Annotated in this window: 21 protein-coding genes; 11 read left to right on the plus strand and 10 right to left on the minus strand. The window is 65.7% G+C overall.

Going from position 1 to position 23,700, the window contains the following annotated elements; genetic code table 11:
* Window positions 1-13: 13 nt before the first annotated feature.
* From DNK89_RS17240 to DNK89_RS17265, 6 genes are all read right to left on the minus strand, one after another.
* Window positions 14-1,180: a DNA topoisomerase IB gene (locus DNK89_RS17240; RefSeq protein WP_110961106.1), complete on the minus strand. Its 1,167-nt coding sequence runs from the start codon at window positions 1,178-1,180 to the stop codon at window positions 14-16.
* Window positions 1,181-1,368: 188 nt separating this feature from the next.
* Entirely contained in the window at window positions 1,369-2,067 is a 699-nt protein-coding gene (locus DNK89_RS17245; RefSeq protein WP_110961107.1) for a response regulator, read from the minus strand.
* The gene (locus tag DNK89_RS17250; protein WP_203422349.1) at window positions 2,064-3,743 is read right to left on the minus strand and encodes an ATP-binding protein; all 1,680 of its coding nucleotides are present in this window, start codon (window positions 3,741-3,743) and stop codon (window positions 2,064-2,066) included. The genes DNK89_RS17245 and DNK89_RS17250 overlap by 4 nt, the downstream gene beginning before the upstream one ends.
* A 6-nt stretch (window positions 3,744-3,749) precedes the next feature.
* Window positions 3,750-4,028 carry a hypothetical protein gene (locus DNK89_RS17255; protein WP_110961108.1) on the minus strand — a complete coding sequence of 93 codons (279 nt, stop codon included), beginning with the start codon at window positions 4,026-4,028 and terminating at the stop codon, window positions 3,750-3,752.
* 43 nt (window positions 4,029-4,071) lie between these two features.
* Window positions 4,072-4,992, minus strand: a complete 921-nt coding sequence (locus DNK89_RS17260) for an intradiol ring-cleavage dioxygenase (protein WP_110961109.1) — start codon at window positions 4,990-4,992, stop codon at window positions 4,072-4,074.
* Window positions 4,993-5,203: 211 nt separating this feature from the next.
* Entirely contained in the window at window positions 5,204-5,803 is a 600-nt protein-coding gene (locus tag DNK89_RS17265) for a TIGR00645 family protein (RefSeq protein ID WP_060984978.1), read from the minus strand.
* 258 nt (window positions 5,804-6,061) lie between these two features.
* Here DNK89_RS17265 and acs point away from each other — a divergent pair, with 258 nt between their 5' ends.
* Both acs and DNK89_RS17275 read left to right on the plus strand, forming a co-directional pair.
* Window positions 6,062-8,056 (plus strand): acetate--CoA ligase, encoded by a 1,995-nt coding sequence (gene acs, locus DNK89_RS17270; RefSeq protein WP_110961110.1) that lies wholly within the window; start codon window positions 6,062-6,064, stop codon window positions 8,054-8,056.
* A 279-nt stretch (window positions 8,057-8,335) separates the two neighbouring features.
* The gene (locus DNK89_RS17275) at window positions 8,336-8,809 is read left to right on the plus strand and encodes a LapA family protein (RefSeq protein ID WP_110961111.1); all 474 of its coding nucleotides are present in this window, start codon (window positions 8,336-8,338) and stop codon (window positions 8,807-8,809) included.
* A 138-nt stretch (window positions 8,810-8,947) separates the two neighbouring features.
* Here the strand turns inward: DNK89_RS17275 and DNK89_RS17280 are convergent, their stop codons facing one another.
* Window positions 8,948-9,253: a c-type cytochrome gene (locus DNK89_RS17280; protein WP_015014827.1), complete on the minus strand. Its 306-nt coding sequence runs from the start codon at window positions 9,251-9,253 to the stop codon at window positions 8,948-8,950.
* Window positions 9,254-9,368: 115 nt separating this feature from the next.
* On the opposite strand from DNK89_RS17280, the gene DNK89_RS17285 reads away from it, so the two are divergent.
* Window positions 9,369-9,611 carry a TIGR04438 family Trp-rich protein gene (locus tag DNK89_RS17285; RefSeq protein WP_015014826.1) on the plus strand — a complete coding sequence of 81 codons (243 nt, stop codon included), beginning with the start codon at window positions 9,369-9,371 and terminating at the stop codon, window positions 9,609-9,611.
* 195 nt (window positions 9,612-9,806) lie between these two features.
* On the opposite strand, the gene ilvD (DNK89_RS17290) is transcribed toward DNK89_RS17285, so the two are convergent.
* Window positions 9,807-11,510, minus strand: coding sequence for a dihydroxy-acid dehydratase (ilvD, locus tag DNK89_RS17290; protein ID WP_015014825.1), 1,704 nt, complete (start codon window positions 11,508-11,510; stop codon window positions 9,807-9,809).
* 411 nt (window positions 11,511-11,921) lie between these two features.
* Between ilvD (DNK89_RS17290) and ilvD (DNK89_RS17295) the strand changes: the two genes are divergently transcribed.
* Window positions 11,922-13,781, plus strand: coding sequence for a dihydroxy-acid dehydratase (gene ilvD / locus DNK89_RS17295; protein ID WP_015014824.1), 1,860 nt, complete (start codon window positions 11,922-11,924; stop codon window positions 13,779-13,781).
* A 256-nt stretch (window positions 13,782-14,037) separates the two neighbouring features.
* On the plus strand, window positions 14,038-14,865 hold the full coding sequence (gene lgt, locus DNK89_RS17300; RefSeq protein ID WP_110961112.1) for a prolipoprotein diacylglyceryl transferase: 828 nt from the start codon (window positions 14,038-14,040) through the stop codon (window positions 14,863-14,865).
* 82 nt (window positions 14,866-14,947) lie between these two features.
* On the opposite strand, the gene DNK89_RS17305 is transcribed toward lgt, so the two are convergent.
* Window positions 14,948-15,847 carry a DMT family transporter gene (locus DNK89_RS17305; protein ID WP_238990847.1) on the minus strand — a complete coding sequence of 300 codons (900 nt, stop codon included), beginning with the start codon at window positions 15,845-15,847 and terminating at the stop codon, window positions 14,948-14,950.
* Window positions 15,848-15,984: 137 nt separating this feature from the next.
* Between DNK89_RS17305 and DNK89_RS17310 the strand changes: the two genes are divergently transcribed.
* The 6 genes from DNK89_RS17310 (at window position 15,985) to DNK89_RS17335 (ending at window position 23,067) form a co-directional block, all read left to right on the plus strand.
* Entirely contained in the window at window positions 15,985-16,902 is a 918-nt protein-coding gene (locus DNK89_RS17310) for a LysR family transcriptional regulator (RefSeq protein ID WP_110961319.1), read from the plus strand.
* A 375-nt stretch (window positions 16,903-17,277) separates the two neighbouring features.
* Window positions 17,278-17,946, plus strand: coding sequence for a GntR family transcriptional regulator (locus DNK89_RS17315; RefSeq protein ID WP_110961114.1), 669 nt, complete (start codon window positions 17,278-17,280; stop codon window positions 17,944-17,946).
* Window positions 17,943-19,430, plus strand: coding sequence for a malonyl-CoA decarboxylase (locus DNK89_RS17320; RefSeq protein ID WP_110961115.1), 1,488 nt, complete (start codon window positions 17,943-17,945; stop codon window positions 19,428-19,430). The genes DNK89_RS17315 and DNK89_RS17320 overlap by 4 nt, the downstream gene beginning before the upstream one ends.
* Before the next feature lie 67 nt (window positions 19,431-19,497).
* On the plus strand, window positions 19,498-20,487 hold the full coding sequence (locus DNK89_RS17325; protein ID WP_015014818.1) for a tripartite tricarboxylate transporter substrate binding protein: 990 nt from the start codon (window positions 19,498-19,500) through the stop codon (window positions 20,485-20,487).
* A 140-nt stretch (window positions 20,488-20,627) separates the two neighbouring features.
* Entirely contained in the window at window positions 20,628-21,431 is an 804-nt protein-coding gene (locus tag DNK89_RS17330) for an enoyl-CoA hydratase/isomerase family protein (RefSeq protein WP_110961116.1), read from the plus strand.
* An 82-nt stretch (window positions 21,432-21,513) separates the two neighbouring features.
* Complete coding sequence (locus DNK89_RS17335; RefSeq protein ID WP_110961117.1) at window positions 21,514-23,067, plus strand: malonyl-CoA synthase; 1,554 nt, start codon at window positions 21,514-21,516, stop codon at window positions 23,065-23,067.
* Window positions 23,068-23,238: 171 nt separating this feature from the next.
* Here the strand turns inward: DNK89_RS17335 and DNK89_RS17340 are convergent, their stop codons facing one another.
* The gene (locus tag DNK89_RS17340) at window positions 23,239-23,682 is read right to left on the minus strand and encodes a universal stress protein (protein WP_015014815.1); all 444 of its coding nucleotides are present in this window, start codon (window positions 23,680-23,682) and stop codon (window positions 23,239-23,241) included.
* Window positions 23,683-23,700: the final 18 nt, after the last annotated feature.

A 23,700-nucleotide genomic window follows, 5' to 3' on the forward strand; every position in this document is an offset into this window, starting at 1 on the left:
CTTCGTGCAGGCCCTATGCCCGAGGCTTGCTCAGAAACGCCAGCAGTCTGCGCTCGGCAGCGCTGAGGCCGCGGGGTGATGTGGCACCGCCAAGGCGGGCCCACACCTGCTGGCTGCGTGGGCTAGGGTCGGACGCGATCTGTGCGCCCAGCGCAAGGACGGCGGGGTGCACGTACGACTTTTTGCACACAGCGGGCGTGTTGCCCAATTGGTAGGCCACCTCGGCCAGGACGGCCTGGGCGCTGTAGCGCAGGCCCTTGTCCGAGGCGTTGGCTGCATCGGTGCCGGTACCATTACCGGTGCAGGCCAGCCGGGTCAGCTCCAGCGCCTGCGTGGTTCCGTGCCAGGTCCGAAAGTCCTTGGCGGTAAAGCGTTCGCCGTCGGCCTTGCCAGCGGTGCGGGTGATCTCGTTCAGGTAGTCATTCACGTCGCCAGAACCCAGGGTGCGCAGGTTGCCGTCCTCGTCCGCATACTGAAAAAGCTCTTGCCCCGGCAACTGCTGGCAGCGGCGCACCACGCGGGCCACCTGCGGGTCGTTCAGGGTGGTCTCTTGCTGCACCCCGCTCTTGCCGCGAAAGCGCAGCCGCAGCTCGTTGCCCTGCAGCCGCGCATGCCGCGTGCGCAGCGTTGTCAGGCCATACGAGCGGTTGGTGCTGGCGTATTCCTCATTGCCGACGCGCAGAAAAGTGGTGTCCAGCAGGCGCACCAGCGTGGCCAGCAGCCGCTCGCGCGTGAGCACCGGGCCTCGGCGGGGTGTGGCCAGGTCGCGCGCCACGCGGGCCCGGATGCGTGGCAGCGCCCGGCCAAAGGCCTGCATGTGCTCGAACTTGCCTTCGTCCCGCTGCCGGCGCCACAGGGCGTGGTAGCGGTATTGGCGCCGCCCGCGTGCATCGAGCCCGGTGGCCTGCAGGTGTCCGTTGGGCAGGGGGCAGATCCACACCTGGGTGTAGGCCGGCGGGATGGCCAGGCGCCGGATGCGATCGATCTCTGCCGGGTCTTGCAGCCATTGGCCATCAGGCAGGCGGTAGCGAAACGCCTTGGCGCCGCAGCGTACCCGGGTAATGCCCGGCAGTGTGGGGCTGACGTACACCAAGCCACCTTGCAGTCCGGGTGATGGGGAGGGCGCGGGTTCGGATGAGCGGGCCGAGGATGGGGTGCCGGGCTTGGGGGATGCGGGCATGAGGGGCAGTGGATAAAGCCGGTGAGTGGGCTTTGATCACACCCGCTGGTGCCCGCGAGCGGTGTAGGCCTGTGGCGTGCGCTGCGGTGAGCGACCCGCGCAACCGTGCTGTGGAATCCGTGCCGCGATGTGGTGCAAAAGAGGCTGTAGCGCTTATTGAATATGCGCCTGCTGCTATCAAAATAGTATCAATCTGGCGCCGTCGGGTCCAGCGCAAAGCCCACGCCATACACCGACCGGATCCAGTCGCTGCCGTCCGCACTGGCGGCCTTGAGTTTCTTGCGCAGGTTCTTGATGTGGCTGTCGATGGCGCGCTCATTCACATCCAGGGTGTCGTCATAGGCTTGGTCCAGCAACTGGGCCCGGGAGAAGATGCGCCCGGTCTGCCGCGCCAGCACCTGCAGCAGCTTGAACTCGCGGCGGGTCAGTCCCAGCGGCCTGCCGTGCAATGTGGCTTGCCAGTGCGATTCGTCCAGCATCAAGGCGGCGGTGGTTGTCTGGTGGGCTGGCGGCTCTTGTGCGGCAGCGGTGCGGCGCAGCACGGCCTTGACGCGGGCCACCACCTCGCGCGGTGAAAACGGTTTGCAGATGTAGTCGTCCGCTCCCAGCTCCAGACCGATGAGGCGGTCCACTTCTTCCACACGGGCCGTGAGCATGATGATGGGGTGCTGCGTGTGGCGCCGCGCCTGGCGCAGGATCTCCAGGCCGTCGATGCCGGGCAGCATGATGTCCAGCAGCGTGAGGTCGGGCGGCGTGGTGAGCATGCTCGCCAGCGCGGCGCGGCCCTCGGCCTGGTGCTCCACCGTGTAGCCCGCGTGGCGCAGGTAGTCCACCACGATGGCGGCGATGTCGGGTTCGTCTTCGACGACAAGGATGCGGGGGCTCATGAAGGGTTGTCCAGCAAGGGCAGTTGCAGCGTGATGCGCAGTCCGCCGAGGGGGGAGGGTTCGGCCGTCAGCGTGCCGCCGTGGGCGAGCACGATGGCGCGGCAGATCGCCAAGCCCAGGCCCGAGCCGCCGTGGTCGCGGTTGCGCGAGGTTTCGGCGCGGTACAGGCGCTCAAAGATGCGGGGCAGCTCGTGTGCGGGCACGCCGGGCGCGCTGTCGTCCAGCTGCACCTGCAGCTGCGGAACTCCATCCGCCGGTGGCAGCAGGCGTGCCGCAATGCGCAGCAGGCCGGCAGCGTCGGTGTAGCGCAGGCTGTTTTCCAGCAGGTTCAAAAACACCTGGTGCAGCTGCTGTGCGTCGCCGCGCACCAGGGGTGCGGGCTGAGCAGTGCCCTGTGCGGTCAGGGCGTCCAGACCGGTGGTGTCCACATCAATGCCAGCCTGCGCCAGACGGGGGCGCATGGAGGCCAGCGCCTCGCCCAGGAGCGACAGCGGGTGCACGGGCACCTGGGCCGAGGGCGCGCTGGTGCCCGCCGCATCCAGGCTGGCGCGCAGGTCGCCCACCAGCTGGATCAGGCGCATCACCTGCCGGTGCAGGCGCAGCGCGGTCTTGTCGTCAAAGGGGCGGATGCCGTCCTGCACGGCCTCGATCTCGGCGCGCATGGCGGCCAGGGGCGTGCGCAGCTCGTGGGCCACGTCGCCCAGCCACTGGCGGCGGCTGGCCTCGATGCTGCCCAGCTGTTCGGCCATGGTGTTGAAGGTGCGTGCGAGCTGGGCCAGCTCGTCGTTGCCGTGCACGGGCACGCGGGTGTGCAGGTGGCCCTGCGCAATGCCGCGTGCGCCGGTGGCCAGGGCCTCGACCGGGGCCAGCCAGCGCCGTGCGAGCCAGCCCGACAACAGCAATGCCAGTGCCAGCCCGGCGAGGCCCGTCCACGCCACAAAGCCCAGGTGCTGGACCAGAAAGGCCTGGTCGGCCTCGCTGCGCACGCCCTGGGGCGGTGCGAGCACGAGGTGGCCGATGACCTGGCCGCTGGCGCCGCGCAATGCCAGGCGGGCGCCCCCCGGCTGGGGCGGAGTGCCTGCGACCAGCTGATCTTGTGCATCGAGCAGGCCCAGGCGGGGGTAGATGTCATCCGGGTGGCGCTGGGGTGGCGCAGCGCCCCGGTCCATGGGGCGCAGGTCGTCGTTGGGCGGGCGTGGGGGCGGGCCATTGCCCGGGTCGGTGCCACGGCCACCCTGGCTGTCGTTGGCCGCAGGGGCACTGGCCGCGCTGGCAGGCTGCGTCAAGAGGCCGGATTGCACGGAGGGGGCAGGGGACGCAGGTGGCGCGGCAAACGGGCTACTGCGGTCGGGCGGCGGGCCATTGGGCGGGCGGAAACCGCCGGGCCCGCGCGAGCCGCCGCTCGGGTGGGTGAGCCGTCCCCACAGGGAGGGCTGCCCGCGCAGGCTGTCCCAGCCGCCCGTCTGGGTGTGGTGAGACTGCAGGCGTTCGGCCAGCCAGTCCATGCGGGCCAGCTCGATCTCGGCGACATACGGCCCCAGGCCCCGCTGCAGCCCCAGGCGTGAGAACCCCACAAAGATCAGCAGCAGCGCCAGCAGCAGCGCGGCCAGGGCGATGAAGGCTTTGCGGTGCAGCGTCAGGTGGGGCACGGGGACAAGGGAGCGCAGGGGCGGCATGGTGGGTCAGCGGGCGGGGGGCGGGCCACCCGCGCCGGGGCCACCGGGCCCGCCAGCGGGCATGGCCACCAGGGTGCCGTCCATTGTGCGGCAAGTGCCGGTCAGGGTTTTGCCATCAGGCATGGTGAGCGTGACGGAGGCGCCTTCGGTCTTGCCCTTGCAGGCGGCGTAGGCCTCAGGGGGCGGCGCGGGCGGTGTGCCGCGGGCGGGCTGGGCGTGGCTGGGGGTTGCGGCGGCCAGGGAGATCAGGGCCAGGCTGGCGAGAAGGGTGTGAATCTGGTGCATGGTGTGTTCTTGTGGAAAGCGGAAGAAGCGATGGGGAGGGGGCTCAGACCGCGATCGAGATCGTGATGCTGGCGGAGTAGCCACCGCCGGAGTTGGCCTGCATGGTGGTCATCTCCAGATCGGTGCCGTCGCTGAACACGTTGTCGGTGGCGAAGGTGATGGAGGCCAGGTTGCGCACGCTGGCGCTGTAGCCCGAATTGCTGCTGTAGATGCTGCTGAGCAGCGCGGTAGGAAAGGCCAGCTGCGTGGTCTTGATCTTGTTGGCGGCCTTCGTCGCCGATGCCAGCGTGGGGTAAATCTCCAGGTGCATGTGGGGCATGCGGCCCGCATAGCAGCCTGGCACGATGGTGGTGAAGGTCACGGTGCCATTGGCATCCGTGGCCTGCACTCCGCGCAGGTAGTTGTCGGCGATGTTGTTGGAGGAATAGACGGAGTAGTTGCCGTCCTGCGTGCAGTGCCACAGGTAGATGGCGTACCCCGACAGCGGTGCACAACTGGCCTTGGTGTTGGTGAGCGTGATGGTGATGGACAGCGGCACGCCACTGACTTGGCTGGACGAACCCACCGAGCTGCGGATGTCCGAACGCACGATGCCGCTGAGCGCGAGCACGTTGTAGGTGTTGTTGCTTGCCGTGGAGCCGTCGGCAGGGTAGGGGCCGGCGGTTTCTTCGGGCACCACGGAACAGGTGGTGGTTGTGCCGGTGCCCGTTCCCGTGCCGGTCCCAGACCCCGAACCCGACCCGGTGCCGCTGCTCGTGCCCGAACCGGAGTCTGTACCAGTGCCTGCGTCGGTGCTGGTGCTGTCCCCGCCCCCGCCGCAGCCCCACAGGGTGGCAACGCCCAGGGAGCCCAGCGCGCTCAATGCCAGGCGGCGGCTGGTGGCGGTGGGTGGAGTGGGGGAGTCCGCCGCGGCGGGTGCTGGCTCCGTGGCGGCGGTTGGGACGAGAGAGTGCAGAGGGGGCATGGATTTCTCCTTCAGGTGGGTCTGCACCGCAATGTGCCTACCGATTGAGGAGAAATCTGGGAGCGCTGCCGGGAGCTGCCTGCTGAAGTGTGATTACTTCAAATTTGATAGCTGCCAGCGCATATTCCACTATCGCTATGGGCGGTTTTGACTGATATTTTGCCCTGGGCAGACGCAGCGGCGCCGCGCCGCCCAGGGACTCCCGCCGTGCTCAGTGGCTGTCGGACGAGTGCGACATCAGACGGTCGGTCAGCGCAATCGCAAGGGCGCTGAGCAGGAACACCACATGGATGATGGTCTGCCACATCAGCACCTTGAGGTCGTAGTTGGCGGCGTTGATGAAGGTCTTGAGCAGGTGGATGGAGCTGATGCCGATGATGGCGGTGGCCAGCTTGACCTTGAGCACCGAGGCGTTCACGTGGCTCAGCCACTCGGGCTGGTCGGGGTGGTCTTCGAGGTGCAGGCGCGAGACAAAGGTCTCGTAGCCGCCCACGATCACCATGATCAGCAGGTTGGAGATCATCACCACGTCGATCAGCGCCAGCACCACCAGCATGATGATGGTCTCGTTGAGCGCGGTGACCTGGAAATCGCTCTTGTAGCCAATGCTGGACACCAGGCTTTGCAGGGCCGTCGTGTTGCCAAAGGCGGCTTCGATCAGGTGCACCAGCTCCACCCAGAAATGGAAGACGTACACCGCCTGCGCCAGGATCAGGCCCAGATACAGCGGCAATTGCAGCCACCGGCTGGCGAAGATCATCGAAGGCAGGGGGCGCAGTGGCGCGGGGGGCTTGTGTTGGGGAGAGGACATGGCACTCGCAAAGGGTTGCAGGACGCGCCATTTTAGGGGGCGCGAATGTCTTCGCGATGGCATGCTCGGCGGAGCCTGTCGTGCCCGGGCCCGTCGCCGGGAACGACCTCACCGCTGGCGTGGGGGAGGCCGCGCAGCCTGCGCCCGGCGGGCCGCGATGGCGTACTCTGTAAGCTTCGCGCCAGTCAGTGGCCTGTAAGTGCCGCGCCCGACAGTACCGGCCAATTCCAATTCCCATTAGATCCAGGAGACAACACCATGAGTGCGCCCACATCCGCCATCGAGTCCGTGCTGGTTGAGAACCGCGTGTTCCCGCCCTCGGACGCCATTGTCAAAGCCGCGCGCGTGTCCGGCATGGCGGGCTATGAGGCGCTGTGTGCCGAAGCCGAGAAGGACTTCGAGGGCTTCTGGGCGCGCCAGGCACAGGCCAACCTGCAGTGGACCAAGCCTTTCACGCGCACCTTGGACGGGTCCAACGCGCCGTTCTTTCAGTGGTTTGCCGATGGTGAACTCAACGCATCGGCCAACTGCCTCGACCGCCACATCGGCACCCCCACCGAAAACAAGACCGCCGTCATCTTCGAAGCCGACGATGGCACCGTCACCAAGATCACCTACAAAGAGCTGCTGGCCCGGGTGAGCCAGTTTGCCAACGCGCTCAAGGCCCACGGTGTGGCCAAGGGTGACCGCGTGCTGATCTACATGCCCATGACCATCGAAGGTGTGGTGGCGATGCAGGCCTGCGCCCGGATTGGCGCCACGCACAGCGTGGTGTTTGGCGGCTTCAGCGCCAAGGCCGTGCACGAGCGCATCATCGACGCCGGTGCCGTGACCGTGATCACCGCCAACTACCAGATGCGCGGCGGCAAGGAGCTGCCGCTCAAGGCCATCATTGATGAAGCCCTGGCCATGGGCGGTTGCGACACCATCCGCAACGTGTTCGTCTACCAGCGCACGGCCACGGCCTGCAACATGGTGGCCGGGCGCGACAAGACCTTTGCCGAAGCACTGGCAGGCCAAAGCACCGAATGCGCCCCGGTGGCCGTGGGTGCCGAGCACCCGCTGTTCATCCTGTACACCAGCGGCTCGACCGGCAAGCCCAAGGGCGTGCAGCACAGCACCGGCGGCTACCTGCTGTGGGCCAAGATGACCATGGACTGGACGTTCGACCTGCGCGCCGACGACGTGTTCTGGTGCACGGCCGACATTGGCTGGATCACGGGCCACACCTACGTCGCCTACGGCCCACTGGCGGCAGGCGCCACGCAGATCATCTTTGAAGGCATCCCCACCTTCCCGAACGCGGGCCGCTTCTGGCAGATGATCGAGCGCCACAAGTGCACCATCTTCTACACCGCCCCCACCGCCATCCGCTCGCTCATCAAGGCGGCCGAAGCCGACGAGGCGGTACACCCCGCGCGCTCCGACCTGTCGAGCCTGCGCATCCTGGGCAGCGTGGGCGAGCCCATCAACCCCGAAGCCTGGATGTGGTACCACAAGAACGTGGGCGGCGAGCGCTGCCCCATCGTGGACACCTTCTGGCAGACCGAAACCGGCGGCCACGTCATCACCCCGCTGCCCGGCGCTACACCGTTGGTGCCCGGCAGCTGCACCTTGCCCCTGCCCGGCATCACGGCCGCCATCGTGGACGAAATGGGCAACGACGTGCCCAATGGCTCGGGCGGCATCCTGGTCATCAAGAAGCCCTGGCCCAGCATGATCCGCACCATCTGGAATGACCCCGAGCGCTTCAAGAAGAGCTACTTCCCCGAAGAGCTCAAGGGCTACTACCTGGCGGGTGACGGCGCGGTGCGCAGTGCCGACCGGGGTTACTTCCGCATCACGGGCCGCATCGACGACGTGCTGAACGTGTCGGGCCATCGCATGGGCACGATGGAGATCGAATCTGCCCTGGTCGCCAAGACCGACCTCGTGGCCGAAGCCGCTGTGGTGGGCCGTCCTGACGATGTGACCGGCGAGGCCATCTGCGCGTTTGTGGTGCTCAAGCGCTCGCGCCCCACGGGCGAAGAAGCCAAGCAGATCGCCAACGAGCTGCGCAACTGGGTGGCCAAGGAGATTGGCCCCATTGCCAAGCCGAAGGACATCCGCTTTGGCGACAACCTGCCCAAGACCCGCAGCGGCAAGATCATGCGCCGCCTGCTGCGCAGCATCGCCAAGGGCGAGGCCATCACCCAAGACACCAGCACGCTGGAGAATCCGGCAATTCTGGATCAGTTGGCCCAGACCAACTGATCCAGAAGGCGCCGTGCAACGGCGCCAGCGCGCAGCGCTTGCCGGATTTGGGGGCACTCATATCGCGCAGCGATGTGACGTGGCCCCAAAACCCGTTGATCATCACCCCGGTATGTGATCGAAACAGCGGGCCCGCTCACCCGGCGGGCTCGCAGCGCGCTTTGTAGGACGCAATCTCCAATTACTCCTCTGGAGCGTGTGAATCCCTGCGCATGCGTTACAACGACAGCATGGCGTGGCCGGTCATCGTGGCCGGGCGCCGCTGACCGGAGATCTCACATGCAACTGCGTTCCTTCGTTTTGCTGCTGACCGTGCTGGCCATCGCCGCACTGGCTGCCCTGAACTGGCCCACGCTGGCGGCTCCCTCCCTCGTATCGCTGGGCGTGGTGTCGTTTGAGGCACCCCTTGGCCTGCTGATGCTGGCCCTCACCACGTTGTTGGGCATCTTCTTTTTGGCGTACGTGTTGTCGCTGCAGGGATCGGTGCTGCTCGAAACCCGTCGCCACACCAAAGAGCTGCAGGCGCAACGCGAGCTGGCCGACAAGGCCGAGGCGTCCCGCTTCACGGAGCTGCGTGCCTTTCTGGAGGCCCAGCACAGCCAAGCCCATGCAGCCGTACTGGCGCGTCTGGACCACCTGGAAGCCCGGCTCGCCGCGCGCGCCGAGGAATCTGACAACACCACGGCGGCTTATGTCGGGCAGCTGGAGCAGCAGCTGCGCTCCCGCCATGCGCTGGGGACGCCTGTCGTTTAGTCCCGCTCTACTGCAGGAGCCGGCGCAGGTTCCACCGCTGCAAAGCGTCCGGGCACAAAAAAGCCGCGTCACATGGTGCGCGGCTTTTTTCATGGGTTCTATCGGGCGTCAAACCCGGAACCCTTGGGCTTCAGCCAATTACTTCTGCGTCAGCACCCAGGCGGCCAGCTTCTTGGCTTCGGCGTCATTCACTTGGGCATTGGCTGGCATGGGCACCGGGCCCCACACACCAGAGCCACCCTTGATGATCTTGGCTGCCAGCTTGTCCACAGCGTCCTTCTGACCCGCGTATTTGGCTGCCACGTCCTTGTAGGCGGGGCCCACCAATTTCTTGTCCACTGCGTGGCAAGCCATGCAGTTCTTGGAGGTGGCCAAGGCCAGGTCGGCCATCGCGGGTGCCGCAACCGACAGCGTCAAGGCGAGAGTGATCAGGGAACGCTTCATGGTGGGAATTCCTGTGGTTGAGTTACAGTGCTTTTAATGCGATTGTAGTGACTTGGGTTGACACGCAGTTGTCCTTGGTCAATCCCGCTTTTCGCGGCATTTTTTGGAGAGAGCGATGTATCTGCTGGGTCTGTCCCTTCTCATTCTGGCACTCAAGTATTTCGAGATCGGCCCTGTGGCCACATGGTCGTGGTGGTGGGTGCTGGCCCCCTTTGCCGCCACGGCGCTGTGGTGGGCCTGGGCTGATTCCACCGGCTACACCAAGCGCAAGGCCATGGAGAAGATGGACCAGCGCAAAAAGGACCGCATCAACAAACACAAGGAAGCCTTGGGCATTCGCCCACGCAAGCCGCGCTGACACTGGCCCTGGCCCCGCCGCAAGGGGGTTGTGGTGGTTTGCGCGATGAGTTTGTTCTCGTCGTCTATTCAACAAAAAGCCCGCAGTACATCGCGTACTGCGGGCTTTTTGTTGTGAGCCGACCACCTGGAGAAAGACGCCTGCCGGAGCCTCAACCGTCTTCTCGCCACCGGCCGGTGCGCAGCCGCAGCGCCATCAATAGGCGTCCAGCACCGCCCCCTTGCTCGCGCTGGATGCGTTGAACGCAAACTTGGCTTGCACACCCCGGGTGTAACGCGGGGCAGGGGCCGTCCAAGCGGCGCGGCGCTTGGCGATCTCTTCGTCGGGCACATTCAGTTGCAACAGCAGCTGGCGCGCGTCAATGGTGATGCTGTCACCCTCGTTGACGAAGGCAATGGTGCCGCCCGCCGCCGCTTCAGGCGCCACGTGGCCCACCACCATGCCCCACGTGCCGCCGGAGAAGCGGCCGTCGGTGATCAGGCCCACGCTCTCGCCCAGGCCCGCGCCGATCAGCGCGCCGGTGGGTGCCAACATCTCGGGCATGCCGGGGCCGCCCTTGGGGCCCAGGTAGCGCAGCACCATCACGTCACCGGCCTTGATCTTGCCTGCGAGGATGGCTTCCAGCGCCGACTGTTCATCGTCAAACACGCGGGCCGGACCGGTGATGACGGGGTTCTTCAGGCCAGTGATCTTCGCCACCGACCCCTCGGGGCTCAGGTTGCCCTTCAAGATGGCCAGGTGGCCTTGCGCGTACATGGGGTTGCTGATGGGGCGGATCACGTCCTGGTCGGCGCGCGGCTGGTCGGGCACGTCCTTCAGCACTTCGGCAATGGTCTTACCCTCGATGGTGAGGCAGTCGCCATGCAGCAGGCCTGCATTCAGCAAAATCTTCATGACCTGCGGGATGCCGCCTGCGCGGTGCAGGTCCACAGCCAAGTACTTGCCGCTGGGCTTCAAGTCGCACAGCACGGGGGTCTTCACGCGCACGCGCTCGAAGTCGTCAATGCTCCACTCCACACCCGCTGCATGGGCAATCGCCAGAAAGTGCAGCACGGCATTGGTCGAGCCGCCGGTGGCCATGATCACGGCCACGGCGTTCTCGATGGACTTTTTGGTCACGATGTCGCGCGGCTTGATGTCCTTCTTGATGGCCTCGATCAGCACCTTGGCCGACTCCTTGGCCGAGTTCATCTTCTCGTCGTGCGGGTTGGCCATGGTGGACGAATAGGGCAGGCTGATGCCCAGGGCCTCGAACGCGCTGCTCATGGTGTTGGCGGTGTACATGCCGCCGCACGAACCCGTGCCGGGGATGGCGCGCTTCTCGATCTCCTTGAGGTCGAAGTCGCTGAGCTTGCCCGCCGCGTTTTCGCCCACGGCCTCGAACACGCTCACGATGTTCAGGTCCTTGCCCTGGTAGTGGCCGGGCAGGATGGTGCCGCCATAGACATAGATGGCGGGCACGTTGGCGCGCAGCATGCCCATCAGGCCGCCGGGCATGTTCTTGTCGCAGCCGCCGACCACCAGCACGCCGTCCATCCACTGGCCGCCAACGCAGGTTTCGATGCAGTCGCTGATGACTTCGCGGCTCACCAGGCTGTACTTCATGCCTTCGGTGCCCATGGCCATGCCGTCGCTGATGGTGGGGGTGCCGAACACCTGGGCGTTGCCACCGGCTTCTTCGATGCCTGCAATCGCCGCATCGGCCAGCTTTTGCAGGCCGCTGTTGCAGGGCGTGATGGTGCTGTGGCCATTGGCCACGCCCACCATGGGTTTCACGAAGTCGCCTTCCTCGTAGCCCATGGCGTAGTACATGGAGCGGTTGGGTGCGCGCGACTTGCCCTGGGTGATGTTGGCGCTGCGGCGGTTGATGGGCGCGGAGGGCTTGCTGGAGTCGGTCATCGTGGGGCGTCCTGGTGTCGGGGTTGGTGGGGCTGGAGCGGAATGGGTCATTCTGCCAGCGCCGTCGCACGCCGTGCGGTCTGCCCCCGCAATCCCCAAAGCCGCCGCCCCGTGGGGACCCAAAGGGCTGGGCGATAATTGACAGGTTTGCCCCCGGCACTGCTCAAGAGGTTGGTTGCACGGGAGCGAGGGGTGCTCTTCACGAATCGAGCGGAAAGTGAGCACTGCGGATCGGGATGGGCTGCAAGGCGCAAAGCGCAGCAATAGCCGGTGCTATTGCGAGCATTTGCAACGCTGCAGACCGTCCGAGGCCGCGGATGCACACGGCGCGATGATGCGTGAAGAGCATCCCAAGGGGCCTTTATTCCTGCGGCCCGCTTCCTTTTCAGCGATTTTCCAGAAGCCAGCACGATGCCCATCTACCGTTCCAAAACCTCCACCGCCGGTCGCAACATGGCAGGCGCGCGTTCCCTGTGGCGCGCCACCGGCATGAAAGACGATGACTTCAGCAAGCCGATCATCGCGGTGGTCAATTCGTTCACCCAGTTCGTGCCCGGCCACGTGCACCTGAAGGATCTGGGCCAGCTGGTGGCCCGCGAGATCGAAGCCGCTGGCGGCGTGGCCAAGGAGTTCAACACCATCGCCGTGGACGACGGCATCGCCATGGGCCACGACGGCATGCTGTATTCGCTGCCCAGCCGCGACATCATTGCCGACTCGGTCGAGTACATGGTCAACGCGCACTGCGCCGACGCCATGGTCTGCATCTCCAACTGCGACAAGATCACCCCCGGCATGCTGATGGCCGCGATGCGCCTGAACATCCCGGTGATCTTCGTCTCGGGCGGCCCGATGGAAGCGGGCAAGACCCGCCTGGCCAACCCGGTCACCAAGGTCATGGAGTTCAAGAAGCTCGACCTGGTGGACGCGATGGTGATTGCTGCCGACACCAACTACTCCGACGCCGATGTGGCCGAGGTCGAGCGCTCGGCCTGCCCCACCTGCGGTTCGTGCTCGGGCATGTTCACCGCCAATTCCATGAACTGCCTGACCGAGGCGCTGGGCCTGTCGCTGCCCGGCAACGGCACGGTGGTGGCCACCCATGCCGACCGCGAACAGCTCTTCAAGCGCGCGGGCCGCCGCATCGTGGACCTGGCCAAGCAGTATTACGAGCAGGACGACGAACGCGTGCTGCCCCGCTCGGTGGGCTTCAAGGCGTTTGAAAATGCCATGACGCTGGACATCGCCATGGGCGGCTCCACCAACACCATCCTGCACCTGCTGGCGATTGCCAAAGAGGCCGAGATCCCCTTCACCATGGCCGACATCGACCGCCTCTCGCGCGTCGTGCCGCAGCTGTGCAAGGTGGCGCCCAACACCAACAAGTACCACATCGAAGACGTGCACCGCGCAGGCGGCATCATGGCCATCCTGGGCGAGCTGGACCGTGCAGGCAAGCTGCACACCGATGTGCCTACCGTGCACGCCCCCACGCTCAAAGACGCGCTGGACCAGTGGGACATCGTGCGCACGCAGGACGACGCCGTGCGCACTTTCTACATGGCGGGCCCCGCAGGCATCCCTACGCAGGTGGCGTTCAGCCAGAACACCCGCTGGCCCAGCCTGGACCTGGACCGCGCCGAGGGCTGCATCCGCTCGTACGACCACGCCTTCAGCAAAGAAGGCGGCCTGGCCGTGCTGACCGGCAACATCGCGGTGGACGGCTGCGTGGTCAAGTCGGCCGGTGTGGACGAAAGCATTTTGGTGTTCGAAGGCACGGCCCACGTGACCGAGTCGCAGGACGAGGCCGTGGCCAATATCCTGGCCGACAAGGTCAAGGCCGGTGACGTGGTCATCGTGCGCTACGAAGGCCCCAAGGGCGGCCCCGGCATGCAGGAGATGCTTTACCCCACCAGCTACATCAAGTCCAAGGGCCTGGGCAAGGCCTGTGCGCTGCTGACGGACGGGCGCTTCTCGGGCGGTACCTCGGGCCTGTCGATTGGCCACTGCTCGCCCGAAGCCGCTGCGGGCGGTGCCATCGGCCTGGTGCAGAACGGCGACCGCATCCGCATCGACATCCCCAACCGCACGATCAATGTGCTGGTGAGCGATGAAGAACTGGCCAAGCGTCGCGAAGCACAGAACGCCAAGGGCTGGAAGCCCGCCCAGCCACGCCCGCGCAAGGTGTCGGCTGCGCTCAAGGCCTATGCCAAGCTGGTGATGTCTGCCGACAAGGGCGCCGTGCGCGATTTGTCGCTGCTGGACGACTGAGGGTGGTTTTGCGGGGCCGGGTCCCCTGCTGCCGCTTAAAAGCCGCGCCCTGAGGGCGCGGCTTTTTTATGGATGCTCTACTTTTGATAGCTGTCAGCGCATGATGGACTAGCGCTTTCTCGGCTTTTTATTCAAAAACGGGTTGTGAGGCTCCAGCGGATCGCCCTGGCGCGGCAGTTGCCACCCGGTGGTCTTGCCCGGGGCAAGCGGCACTGGGGGCGGGTGCATTCCCAGCAAGGGCACAATACCCGCCACCATGTTGACCTATCCCCACATCGACCCCGTCGCCTTGCAGATCGGCCCGCTGGCTGTGCACTGGTATGGCCTGACCTATCTTGCGGCCTTTGGCCTGTTCATGTTGCTGGGCACCCGGCGCCTGCGACACCCACCCTTTGCTTCCATCACCGGGCCCGGCGCCTGGACGCGCAAGGATGTCGAAGACATCCTCTTTCTGGGGGTGGCCGGCGTGGTCATTGGCGGGCGGCTGGGCTACTGCCTGTTCTACAAGCCGGGCTATTACCTGAGCCACCCGCTGGAGATTTTTGCCGTGTGGCAGGGCGGCATGGCCTTCCATGGCGGGCTGCTGGGCGTGGTGGTCTCCATGCTGTGGTTTGCCCATTCGCGCAAGCGCCCTTGGCTGCAAGTGGCTGATTTCGTGGCGCCCTGTGTGCCTACGGGGCTGGCGGCAGGGCGTGTGGGCAACTTCATCAACGGCGAGCTGTGGGGCCGCTTTGCCAGCCCCGACCTGCCCTGGGGCATGGTGTTTGCGCACAGCGGTTCCATGCAGCCGCGCCACCCTTCCCAGGTCTATCAGTTCCTGATGGAAGGGTTGTTGCTGTTCATCCTGCTGTGGTTGTATGCGCGCAAAGAGCGCCGCCCTGGCCAGGTGGCCGCTGCCTTCCTGTTTGGCTACGGCGTGTTCCGCTTCATTGCCGAATACTTCCGCGAGCCCGATGCCTTCCTGGGCATCCTGTCGCTGGGCATGAGCATGGGGCAGTGGCTGTGCGTGCCCATGATCGTGGGGGGCGCAGCGATGTGGCTGTGGGCACAGCAGCGGCCGGTGGGGGCGCTGGTTTCGAGATAAAAAGGGCGATAGCGCCGGTACTATCTGCCCAAGCAGCTATCAAAATGGTAGTGCTGGGGGCGAGGGGCAGGTGGGCAGAGCATCAGTGCTGCGCATCCCCCCGCCGCGCCATCGTCCACAGGGCGGCGCCCACGATGAGCGCTCCGCCCACCCAGCCCGTAACGCTGAGCTGCTCTCCCAGCCAGAACACCGCAAACAGCGCGCCAAAGGCGGGCTCGCTGCTGGTCAGCAAGCCCACCCGCGTGGGCGAGCTGTGGCGCAGCGCCCAGTTCTGGGCCACAAAGGCAAACACCGTGCAGCCCGCCACCAGGTAAATGCAGGCCCACCAGAACGCGCTGGCCTGCATGAATGACGGCAGTGGGGGCAGTTTGCCCGGCAAGGCCAGCGCCAGCAGCAGGCAGCCCACCCCAATAACGCCTGACTGCACCGCCGTGAGGGCCAGCACCGGCGCATTGCGGCTGCGGGTGAGCCGCGTGGTCTGGCACACCGTGATGGCGCGCAGCACAGCCGCCGCCAGCATCAGTGCGTCGCCCCAGCCCCACTGGCCCGTGTAACCCCCGCTGAGCAGAGCTGCGCCGAGCAATGACACGGCGGCAAAACCAAACATCGCCCGCTCGGGCCGCTGGCGCATCAGCCACCACTCGGCAAACGGTGTGAACACCACACACAGGCTGATCAAAAACGCCGCATTGCTGGCCTGCGTGAGTGCCAGGCCGAAGGTCTCGCACAGAAAGATGCCCAGCATCAGCACACCCAGTGGCAGGCCGGCCACCAGCGCATCGCGCCGCTCGGGCGTGGTGGCGCGCAGCAGGGCAGGGAGCAGCACCGCAAAGGTCAGGAGGAAGCGCACGGCCAAAAAGCCCAGCACCGGGTAGAACACCAGGGCCCCCTTGGCCACGCCGTAGCTCGTGCCCCACACCACGGCCACCAGCAGCAGGGCCAGGTCGGACAGGCGCGGGGCCAGCGGGGAGGGCGCAGACATGGGCAGGGTGTGTGACATGGGATGCAGACTGGGGTGGAAGCAGTGGGGCGCCGCTGCTTGGCAACGATGGGCTTGGGAAATTATCAATTTGCGTTGCAGGATTGATAATCGCTGCCAAAGAACTGCACTTGTTCCTCATGCGCATCAATCAACCCTTGGACAGCCTCCCCGACATGGCGGTGTTTGCCCGCGTGGTGGACGCGGGCAGCTTCTCGGCTGCTGCGCGGCAGCTGGGTATCACCCCGTCGGCGGTCAGCCGCCAGGTGGCCCGGCTGGAGGGGGCGCTGCGCGTGCGTCTGCTGGAGCGCACCACCCGCAAGCTGCGGCTGACCGACGCGGGCACGGCGGTCTACAGCCGTTGTCAGGACATGGTGTCTGCCGCCCGCGAGGTGTGGGCGCTGAGTGACACGCACTCTGCCGCGCCCTCCGGCATGGTGCGCATGAGCATGGCCAAGGCGGTGGGGCGCCAACTGGTGCACCCGCTGGTGCTGCCGTTTTTGCAGAAATACCCCCAGGTCGATGTGCAGCTGTTGATCACCGACCGCACGGTGGATCTGTTCGAGGAGCCCATCGACCTGGCCCTGCGCGTGACCGACACCCCGCCCCCGGGACTGGCAGGGCGGCCGCTGGCCACCTTGCGTCATTTGATTTGCGCCAGCCCGCGCTACCTGGCCGAGCGGGGCCACCCCCAGCACCCGCGCGACCTGGAGCAGCACGCCTGCATCACCCTGGGCGAAGACGAGCGCGACCGGCACTGGCGCTTTGAGCGGGCAGGCGAGACCGCAACGGTGGCTGTGCGCGGCCGCTATGTGGCCAACCACAGCGAGGTGCGGCTGGAGGCCGCGCTGAGCCACCTGGGCATTGCCAGCCTGCCGGGCTTTACCGCGCGCGCTGCGTTGGAGCGGGGTGACCTGGTGACCGTGTTGCCCGACTGGGAGCACAAGACCTCGTACGCGGGCACGGCCTGGGTGCTGTACCCGTCCCACCGCTTTCTGCCCGCCAAGCTGCGGGTGTGGATCGACCACCTGGTGGAAGGATTTGCAGGCGTGGAGTGAAGCGGGAGAGGGGCGCGAGGGCAGGGCGAGCCTGAGGTGGGCTCAACGGGGGTACACCCTCGACAGCTCATTTGGCCCGGGGCGGATCAACAAATGATGGCGCCTTCGGGCCAACAGCAAGGTACGCCACCCTGGCCGTTCTCTGGCACGCGGCGTTGCGCAAGCACCGCAGTTGCCATCTTTTGTGTAACCAAAGCCTGCAAATCAGGGTTTTCATCTTGTCATTTCGCGTAATTATGAGAAATTACGCACATGGCGAGGCAATCGCCACTGTTGTCAGCTGATAGAGGGGCGTTGCATGCATTCGGGTTGCACCGTCCGCCAGCTGCTGACAGCCGATGCCTCGCGGGTTGGTGTCTTGGAGCCTTGTTTCACATGCGTCCTGTCCCGAATTCACTGCACGACGAAGTCGCCTCCCGGCTGCGGGAGCAGATTTTTGCGGGCACCTTGCCGCCCGGCAGCTTTCTGGACGAGGCCGCCCTGTGCGAGCGGCTGGAAATCTCGCGCACCCCCCTGCGCGAGGCGCTCAAGGTGCTGGTGGCCGAGGGGCTGCTGCGCCACGAGCCGCGCCGGGGTTGTTTTGTGGCCGAGGTCACAGAGAGCGACCTGGACGAAATCTTCCCGGTCATTGCGCTGTTGGAAGGCCGTGCCGCGCACGAGGCCACGCGCAAGGCCGTGGCGGCCGACATTGCCGCGCTGGAGCTGCTGCACGAACGCCTGCAGCAATGCGCGGCCGACGGGCTGGTCACCGACTACTACGAAGCCAACTACGCCATCCACGAGGCCTTCATCACGCTGGCCGATAACCGCTGGCTGGCCCAGGTGATTGGCGACCTGCGCAAGATCCTGCGGCTGGCGCGCCACAAGTCGCTGCACGCCCCCGGGCGCATGCAGCAAAGCCTGGCGGAGCACCTGGCCGTGTTTGCTGCCCTCAAGGCCCGCGACTGCGATGCCGCCGAAGAAGCCATGCGCACCCATTTGTTGCGCCAGCGCGATGCGCTGCGCGACGTAGCCCGCAACCAGCAATCGAGGTTGACCCCATGATCAGCAGCACCCCCGAATGGATCGCCCGCAGCGTGTCACGCCTGCGCACTGCCGCACCCGCCGCCGACAAGGCAGGGGACAAGCTCGCCAAGGCCGCGCTCGACAAGACCGTGACCGACGTGGTCGCCAAGGTGGCGGTGCCGCGCTCCACCCACGAGCGCCTGCAGGCCACGCTGCGCCGCGGCCAGGAGGCGCTGTCGCCCCGGGCGCTGCGCCGCCTGCTGGCCGACCTGCAGGAGGTAGTGGCCTCGCAGGTGAGCGAGATCGAAGGTGGCCGCCGCGCCCAGGTGGTGGCCGAGTGGTATGCCAAGGCCGAGCCCGAGGAGCGGCGCGACATGTGGCTGCTGATGTGCGAGCAGTTTGCGCCCGACGCCACGCGCTTCAAGTCCGCCCGCCAGCGCTACGAGGCCGCAGCGGGCACGGCCGAAGAAGGGCAGGCCGAGATCAGCCTGCGCCGCGCTTTGGTGTCGCCCCGCACGCGGCTGCTGCAGCGGTTTTCGGCGTTCCCTGAAGGCATGCGCTTTCTGGTGGACATGCGCGCAGAGATCCTGCCGCTGCTCAAGGCCGACAAGCGCCTGCTGCCGCTCGATGCCGAGCTGGAGCACTTGTTCTCGACCTGGTTCGATGTGGCGTTTCTGGAGCTGCGCCGCCTGTCGTGGGACTCGCCTGCATCCCTGCTCGAAAAGCTCATCAAGTACGAGGCCGTGCACGACATCCGCAGCTGGGCCGACCTGAAGAACCGGCTGGACAGCGACCGCCGCTGCTACGGCTTCTTCCACCCGCGCCTGCCCAACGAGCCGCTGATCTTTGTGGAGGTGGCGTTGCTCGACAAAATCTCGTCCAGCATCACGCCGCTCCTGGACGAGGCCGCTGCGCCCGTGGACATCACGCGGGCCACCACGGCCATCTTCTACTCCATCAGCAACACGCAAACCGGCCTGCGTGGCGTGAGCTTTGGCGACTCGCTGATCAAGCATGTGGTGGAGACGCTCACGGCCGAGTTTCCGCGCCTGCGCACCTTTGCCACGCTGTCGCCCATCCCAGGTTTCCGCGCTTGGCTGGGCAAACATGCAGGTGCCATGCTGGACCGCCTGGACGACAAGCGCCGCAGCGAACTGGGCCGCGCGGTGGGTTTCGAGCCGCCGCAGGCTACGCATTTCCTCGGCGCGTTGGACAAGGCGCTGGAGCTGGACGCCAAATCCCCCGTGCGCCAGATGCTGCTGGAATGCGCCGCGTACTATCTGGGCCGCGAGCTGCAAGAAGGCAAGCCGGCAGACCCCGTGGCCCGCTTCCACCTGGGCAACGGCGCGCGGGTAGAGCGCCTGAACTGGGCGGGCGATCCGTCCAGCAAGGGGCAGAAACAATCGTACGGGCTCATGGTGAACTACCTGTACGACTTGAAGCGCATCGACAAGCACCGCAGCTTGCTTGCGCAGGGCAAAGTGCCAGTGTCGGGGGACATCGACAGCCTTTGCCGCGACTGACGGGGCGCCCGGCATGATGCCGGGTGAACCAGTGACAGCGTATTTTTACAACGACAGGAGACAAGGAATGACTGATTCGCGAATCCAACGCCGGGATGTCTTGCTCGGCGCAGCGGCGGCAGGTTTGGGCCTGGCCAGCGGCAGCAGCTGGGCCGACAGCAACTGGCCGACCAAGCCGGTGACGGTGGTGGTACCTTTCCCCGCCGGTGGTGGCACCGATGCGTTTGCCCGGCCGCTGGCCGCGCAGTTTTCCAAAAGCACGGGCAAGACGCTGGTGATCGACAACCGGGGGGGCGCCGGTGGCACGCTGGGCGCCAGCATTGCCTCCAAGGCTGCGCCGGACGGCTACACCCTGTTCATGGGGGCGGTGCACCACGCCATTGCACCGTCGATGTACCCCAAGCTCGACTACGACATCGAAAAAGACTTCATTCCGCTGGCGCTGCTGGCCAATGTGCCGCAGGTGGTGGTGGTCAACCCCAAGACGCCATCGGCCAACTTCAAGCAGTTTCTGGACTACGTCAAGCGCAACCCCGCCAAGCTCAATTACGGCTCGGCCGGGGCCGGCACATCGCACCACCTGGCGGGCGAGCTGTTCAAGCAGCAGACGGGCACCTTCATCACCCACATTCCGTACCGGGGCGCAGGCCCGGCGCTGCAGGACCTGATCGGCGGCAACGTGGACATGATGTTCGACGGCCTGGGGTCCTCCGCCAACCACATCAAGAGCGGCCGTATCAAGGCGCTGATGGTGTCTGGCCCCAAGCGCAACCCCGCGTTCCCGGACGTGCCCTGCGCCTCCGAAGTGGGCCTGCCCGACTACACCGTGACCACCTGGTACGGCCTGTGGGCGCCCAAAGGCACGCCGGCTGATGTGCAGGCCCGCATCGTGGACGAAATCAAGCGCCTGGGCACGGCCGAAGAGCTCAAGGCCGTGTGGGCCAGCAACGGCGCGGACTACGGCGGCATGACGCAGCAGCAGTTTGGCGCGTTTGTGAGCAGCGAGGTCAAGCGCTGGGCGGCGGTGGTGAAGGCGTCTGGCGCGAAGCTTGATTAACCCCCTGTGGCGCTTTGCGCCTTCCCCCTGAAGGGGGACGCCACCCGTGGCCTGGCAAAGCCAGTTCCACGGTGGCCCTGGCGATAGTGCAGCGCGGGAGCGAAGGTCGTGAGCGGTATGTGAAGGAAATGGATACCAGGATGTCGGGTGAAGTGTTGATGAATGCCGGTGAGGGAGGGGTGGTGCATGTCACCCTGCGCCACACCGGGCGGCTGAACGCCATGTCGCGGCCCATGTGGCGGCAGTTGCGTGTGGTGTTTGAAGACTTGCAGCGCCGTGGCGATGTGCGCTGCGTGCTCATCGCGGGCGAGGGCGGGGCGTTTTGTGCGGGCGGAGACATTTCAGAGTACCCCGGTTTCCGTTTTGATGCGGCAGCCCTGCGCGACTTTCATGAAAACGACGTGTGGGGCGGGCTCAACGCCATGCTCCAGTGCGACGTGCCCATCGTGGCCCAGATCAGCGGCGCCTGCATGGGCGCAGGGGTGGAGATTGCCAGCTGCTGCGACATCCGCGTGGCGGGCAGTGGCGCGCGGTTTGGCGCACCGATTGCCAAGCTGGGTTTCCCGATGGCCCCGCGCGAGGCGCAACTGGTAGCCGGTGCAGTGGGTGACATGACCGCACGCCAGATGCTGCTGGAGGCCGCCACTTTCAGCGCCCCCGACATGCTGGCCCGTGGCTTTCTTAGCCGCGTGGTGGTCGACGACATGGTAGCCACCGAAGCCCTGGGCAGTGCCCAGCGCATTGCCGCACTGGCGCCCCAGGCCGCCCGCATGAACAAACAGACGTTTCGTGCACTCAAAGTGCCTGTAGCGCTAGAAAATCATGCCCATTCTGCTATCGAAAACATAGTATATGGACCTGCCGACCCCTATGCCTACGCCGCCAGTGCCGAGCACCGCGAAGGGATCTCTGCCTTTCTGGACAAGCGCGCGCCGGTGTTCTGACCGACGCCTTCGTCCCCGCTTTCTCCCATTCAGCCCGTCCCAAACTCTCAACCCAGCCCCCCAGCCCATCGAAGTCTGAGCCATGAGCCAACACAACCTCTTCAGCGCCCTGCGCGCCGCGTTCCCGTCTGACCTGGACAGCACCGCCGTCGAGACCACGGCGGCGGACGGTACCCCGCTGTACTACACCTGGCGCGATCTGGACCGCGCCAGCGCCCGCATCGCTAACCTGCTCGCATCGCTCAAGCTGCCCGAAGGCAGCCGCGTGGCCGTGCAGGTCGAAAAGTCTGTCGAAGCCATGGCCCTATACCTGGCCACGCTGCGCGCGGGTTACGTGTTCTTGCCGCTCAATACCGCCTACCAAAGCGCCGAGATCGAATACTTCATCGGCAACGCCGAGCCTGCCGTGGTGGTGTGCTCGCCCGGTAATTTTGGCTGGGTCAGCAAAATCGCCTTCACCCTCGGTACGCAGCATGTGTTCACCCTGGGCGACGACCGCACTGGCAGCCTGCTGGAGCGCGCCGCCCACCACAGTGACGAGCACCAGGCCGTGCCCCGCAGCGCCGACGATCTGGCCGCCATCCTCTACACCAGCGGCACCACCGGCCGCAGCAAGGGCGCCATGCTCACGCACGGCAACATGCTCAGCAACGCGGTCATGCTCAAAGACTATTGGGGCTGGAAGAAGGGCGATGTGCTCATCCACGCATTGCCCATCTTCCACGTCCACGGCCTGTTCGTCGCTATCCACGGCGCACTGATCAACGGCAGCAAGATGATCTGGATGGCCAAGTTCGACCCCAAGGCCGTCATCGCCGCCATGCCCCGCGCAACAGTGTTCATGGGCGTGCCCACACTGTACGTGCGCATGCTGGCCGAGGCGGGGTTGAACAAAGAGGCCGTGAAGAACATGCGCCTGTTCATCGCAGGCTCTGCGCCGCTGCTCATCGAAACCTTCAAGGAATGGCAGCAACGCACTGGTCACACCATCCTGGAGCGTTACGGCATGAGCGAAACCATCATGCTCACCAGCAACCCCTACAGCGCTGATAAGCGCTACCAAGGCCAGGATGAACGCCGTGGCGGCACTGTGGGCTTCCCCCTGCCGGGTGTCAGCCTGCGCGTGCAGGGCGACGACGGCAAAGACCTGCCCGTGGGCGAGATCGGCGGCATCCAGGTTAAGGGCCCCAACGTGTTCAAGGGCTACTGGCGCATGCCCGAAAAGACGGCCGAAGAGTTCACGAAGGACGGTTACTTCAAGACCGGCGACGTGGGCAAGGTCGATGAGCGCGGTTACGTCCACATCGTGGGCCGCAGCAAAGACCTGATCATCAGCGGCGGCTACAACGTCTACCCCGCAGAGATCGAGGGCTACATCAACGAAATGCCCGGCGTAGCCGAAAGCGCCCTGGTCGGTGTGCCGCACCCGGACTTTGGCGAAGTGGGCGTGGCCGTGGTCATTGCCAAACCCGGCGCCCAACTGGATGCCGACGCCATCGTGGCCCAGCTCAAGTCGCAACTGGCCAACTTCAAAATTCCGAAGAAGTGCTTTGTGGTGGCGGAACTGCCGCGCAATACGATGGGGAAGGTGCAGAAGAATCTGCTGCGGGATCAGTACAAGGGGTTGTTTGCCTGAGCAACTGCGCAGCGGGATGCGCACATAGACAAAAAGGGGCAAGTTGCCCCTTTTTTGTTGGCGGACGCAGACGCAAACTCAGGCGCTGCGTTTGCTCTGATTTTGATAGCTGAAGGCGTTTTCAATCAGACGTCATCAGCATATTTTGGGCTGCTTTAGCAGGTGGTCTCTTCAGCGCAGCACCAGCACCGGAATGTGCGAGTGCGTCAGCACATGCTGCGTTTCGCTGCCGAGCAGCAAACGCTTGAGGCCCTTGCGGCCGTGCGAGGCCATCACGATCAGGTCGCACTTGTGCTTCTTGGCGGCAGCAATCACGGCTTCGGCCACCAGGTCGGACTTGGCGACGACAGCCTTCACGGTCACGCCTTGCGCGCCGCCTTGGGCTTTCACGCCGTCGACCATGGCCTGTGCGGCGTCGCCCCACTGGGCTTCGATGCGTTTGACGTCGTTCATGTCCACCGGCATGCCGCCTTCAAAGTAGCTGCGGGGGTAGCGGGGCACCACCTTGAGGGCGACCACGGTGGCGCCTGACAGGGCGGCCAGGGACAGGCCATGTTCCACCGCTTTGTCCGACAGAGGGGATCCGTCTGTAGCGATCAGGATGCGTTTGTACATAAAAGGGCTCCTCAAAGT

Source organism: Acidovorax sp. ST3 (assembly GCF_003231145.1).
GTDB lineage: Bacteria > Pseudomonadota > Gammaproteobacteria > Burkholderiales > Burkholderiaceae_C > Acidovorax.

What these genes read in the sequence shown, in the direction of transcription:
- lgt (WP_110961112.1), top strand. Translation starts at nt 14,038, where the DNA reads ATGTTGACCTATCCCCACATCGACCCCGTCGCCTTGCAGATCGGCCCG.
- ilvD (WP_015014825.1), bottom strand. Translation starts at nt 11,510, where the DNA reads ATGACCGACTCCAGCAAGCCCTCCGCGCCCATCAACCGCCGCAGCGCC.
- DNK89_RS17240 (WP_110961106.1), bottom strand. Translation starts at nt 1,180, where the DNA reads ATGCCCGCATCCCCCAAGCCCGGCACCCCATCCTCGGCCCGCTCATCC.
- DNK89_RS17285 (WP_015014826.1), top strand. Translation starts at nt 9,369, where the DNA reads ATGTATCTGCTGGGTCTGTCCCTTCTCATTCTGGCACTCAAGTATTTC.
- DNK89_RS17310 (WP_110961319.1), top strand. Translation starts at nt 15,985, where the DNA reads ATGCGCATCAATCAACCCTTGGACAGCCTCCCCGACATGGCGGTGTTT.
- DNK89_RS17340 (WP_015014815.1), bottom strand. Translation starts at nt 23,682, where the DNA reads ATGTACAAACGCATCCTGATCGCTACAGACGGATCCCCTCTGTCGGAC.
- DNK89_RS17260 (WP_110961109.1), bottom strand. Translation starts at nt 4,992, where the DNA reads ATGCCCCCTCTGCACTCTCTCGTCCCAACCGCCGCCACGGAGCCAGCA.
- DNK89_RS17245 (WP_110961107.1), bottom strand. Translation starts at nt 2,067, where the DNA reads ATGAGCCCCCGCATCCTTGTCGTCGAAGACGAACCCGACATCGCCGCC.
- DNK89_RS17315 (WP_110961114.1), top strand. Translation starts at nt 17,278, where the DNA reads ATGCGTCCTGTCCCGAATTCACTGCACGACGAAGTCGCCTCCCGGCTG.
- DNK89_RS17265 (WP_060984978.1), bottom strand. Translation starts at nt 5,803, where the DNA reads ATGTCCTCTCCCCAACACAAGCCCCCCGCGCCACTGCGCCCCCTGCCT.
- ilvD (WP_015014824.1), top strand. Translation starts at nt 11,922, where the DNA reads ATGCCCATCTACCGTTCCAAAACCTCCACCGCCGGTCGCAACATGGCA.
- DNK89_RS17320 (WP_110961115.1), top strand. Translation starts at nt 17,943, where the DNA reads ATGATCAGCAGCACCCCCGAATGGATCGCCCGCAGCGTGTCACGCCTG.
- DNK89_RS17305 (WP_238990847.1), bottom strand. Translation starts at nt 15,847, where the DNA reads ATGTCTGCGCCCTCCCCGCTGGCCCCGCGCCTGTCCGACCTGGCCCTG.
- DNK89_RS17250 (WP_203422349.1), bottom strand. Translation starts at nt 3,743, where the DNA reads ATGCCGCCCCTGCGCTCCCTTGTCCCCGTGCCCCACCTGACGCTGCAC.
- DNK89_RS17330 (WP_110961116.1), top strand. Translation starts at nt 20,628, where the DNA reads ATGTCGGGTGAAGTGTTGATGAATGCCGGTGAGGGAGGGGTGGTGCAT.
- DNK89_RS17335 (WP_110961117.1), top strand. Translation starts at nt 21,514, where the DNA reads ATGAGCCAACACAACCTCTTCAGCGCCCTGCGCGCCGCGTTCCCGTCT.
- DNK89_RS17280 (WP_015014827.1), bottom strand. Translation starts at nt 9,253, where the DNA reads ATGAAGCGTTCCCTGATCACTCTCGCCTTGACGCTGTCGGTTGCGGCA.
- DNK89_RS17255 (WP_110961108.1), bottom strand. Translation starts at nt 4,028, where the DNA reads ATGCACCAGATTCACACCCTTCTCGCCAGCCTGGCCCTGATCTCCCTG.
- acs (WP_110961110.1), top strand. Translation starts at nt 6,062, where the DNA reads ATGAGTGCGCCCACATCCGCCATCGAGTCCGTGCTGGTTGAGAACCGC.
- DNK89_RS17275 (WP_110961111.1), top strand. Translation starts at nt 8,336, where the DNA reads ATGCAACTGCGTTCCTTCGTTTTGCTGCTGACCGTGCTGGCCATCGCC.
- DNK89_RS17325 (WP_015014818.1), top strand. Translation starts at nt 19,498, where the DNA reads ATGACTGATTCGCGAATCCAACGCCGGGATGTCTTGCTCGGCGCAGCG.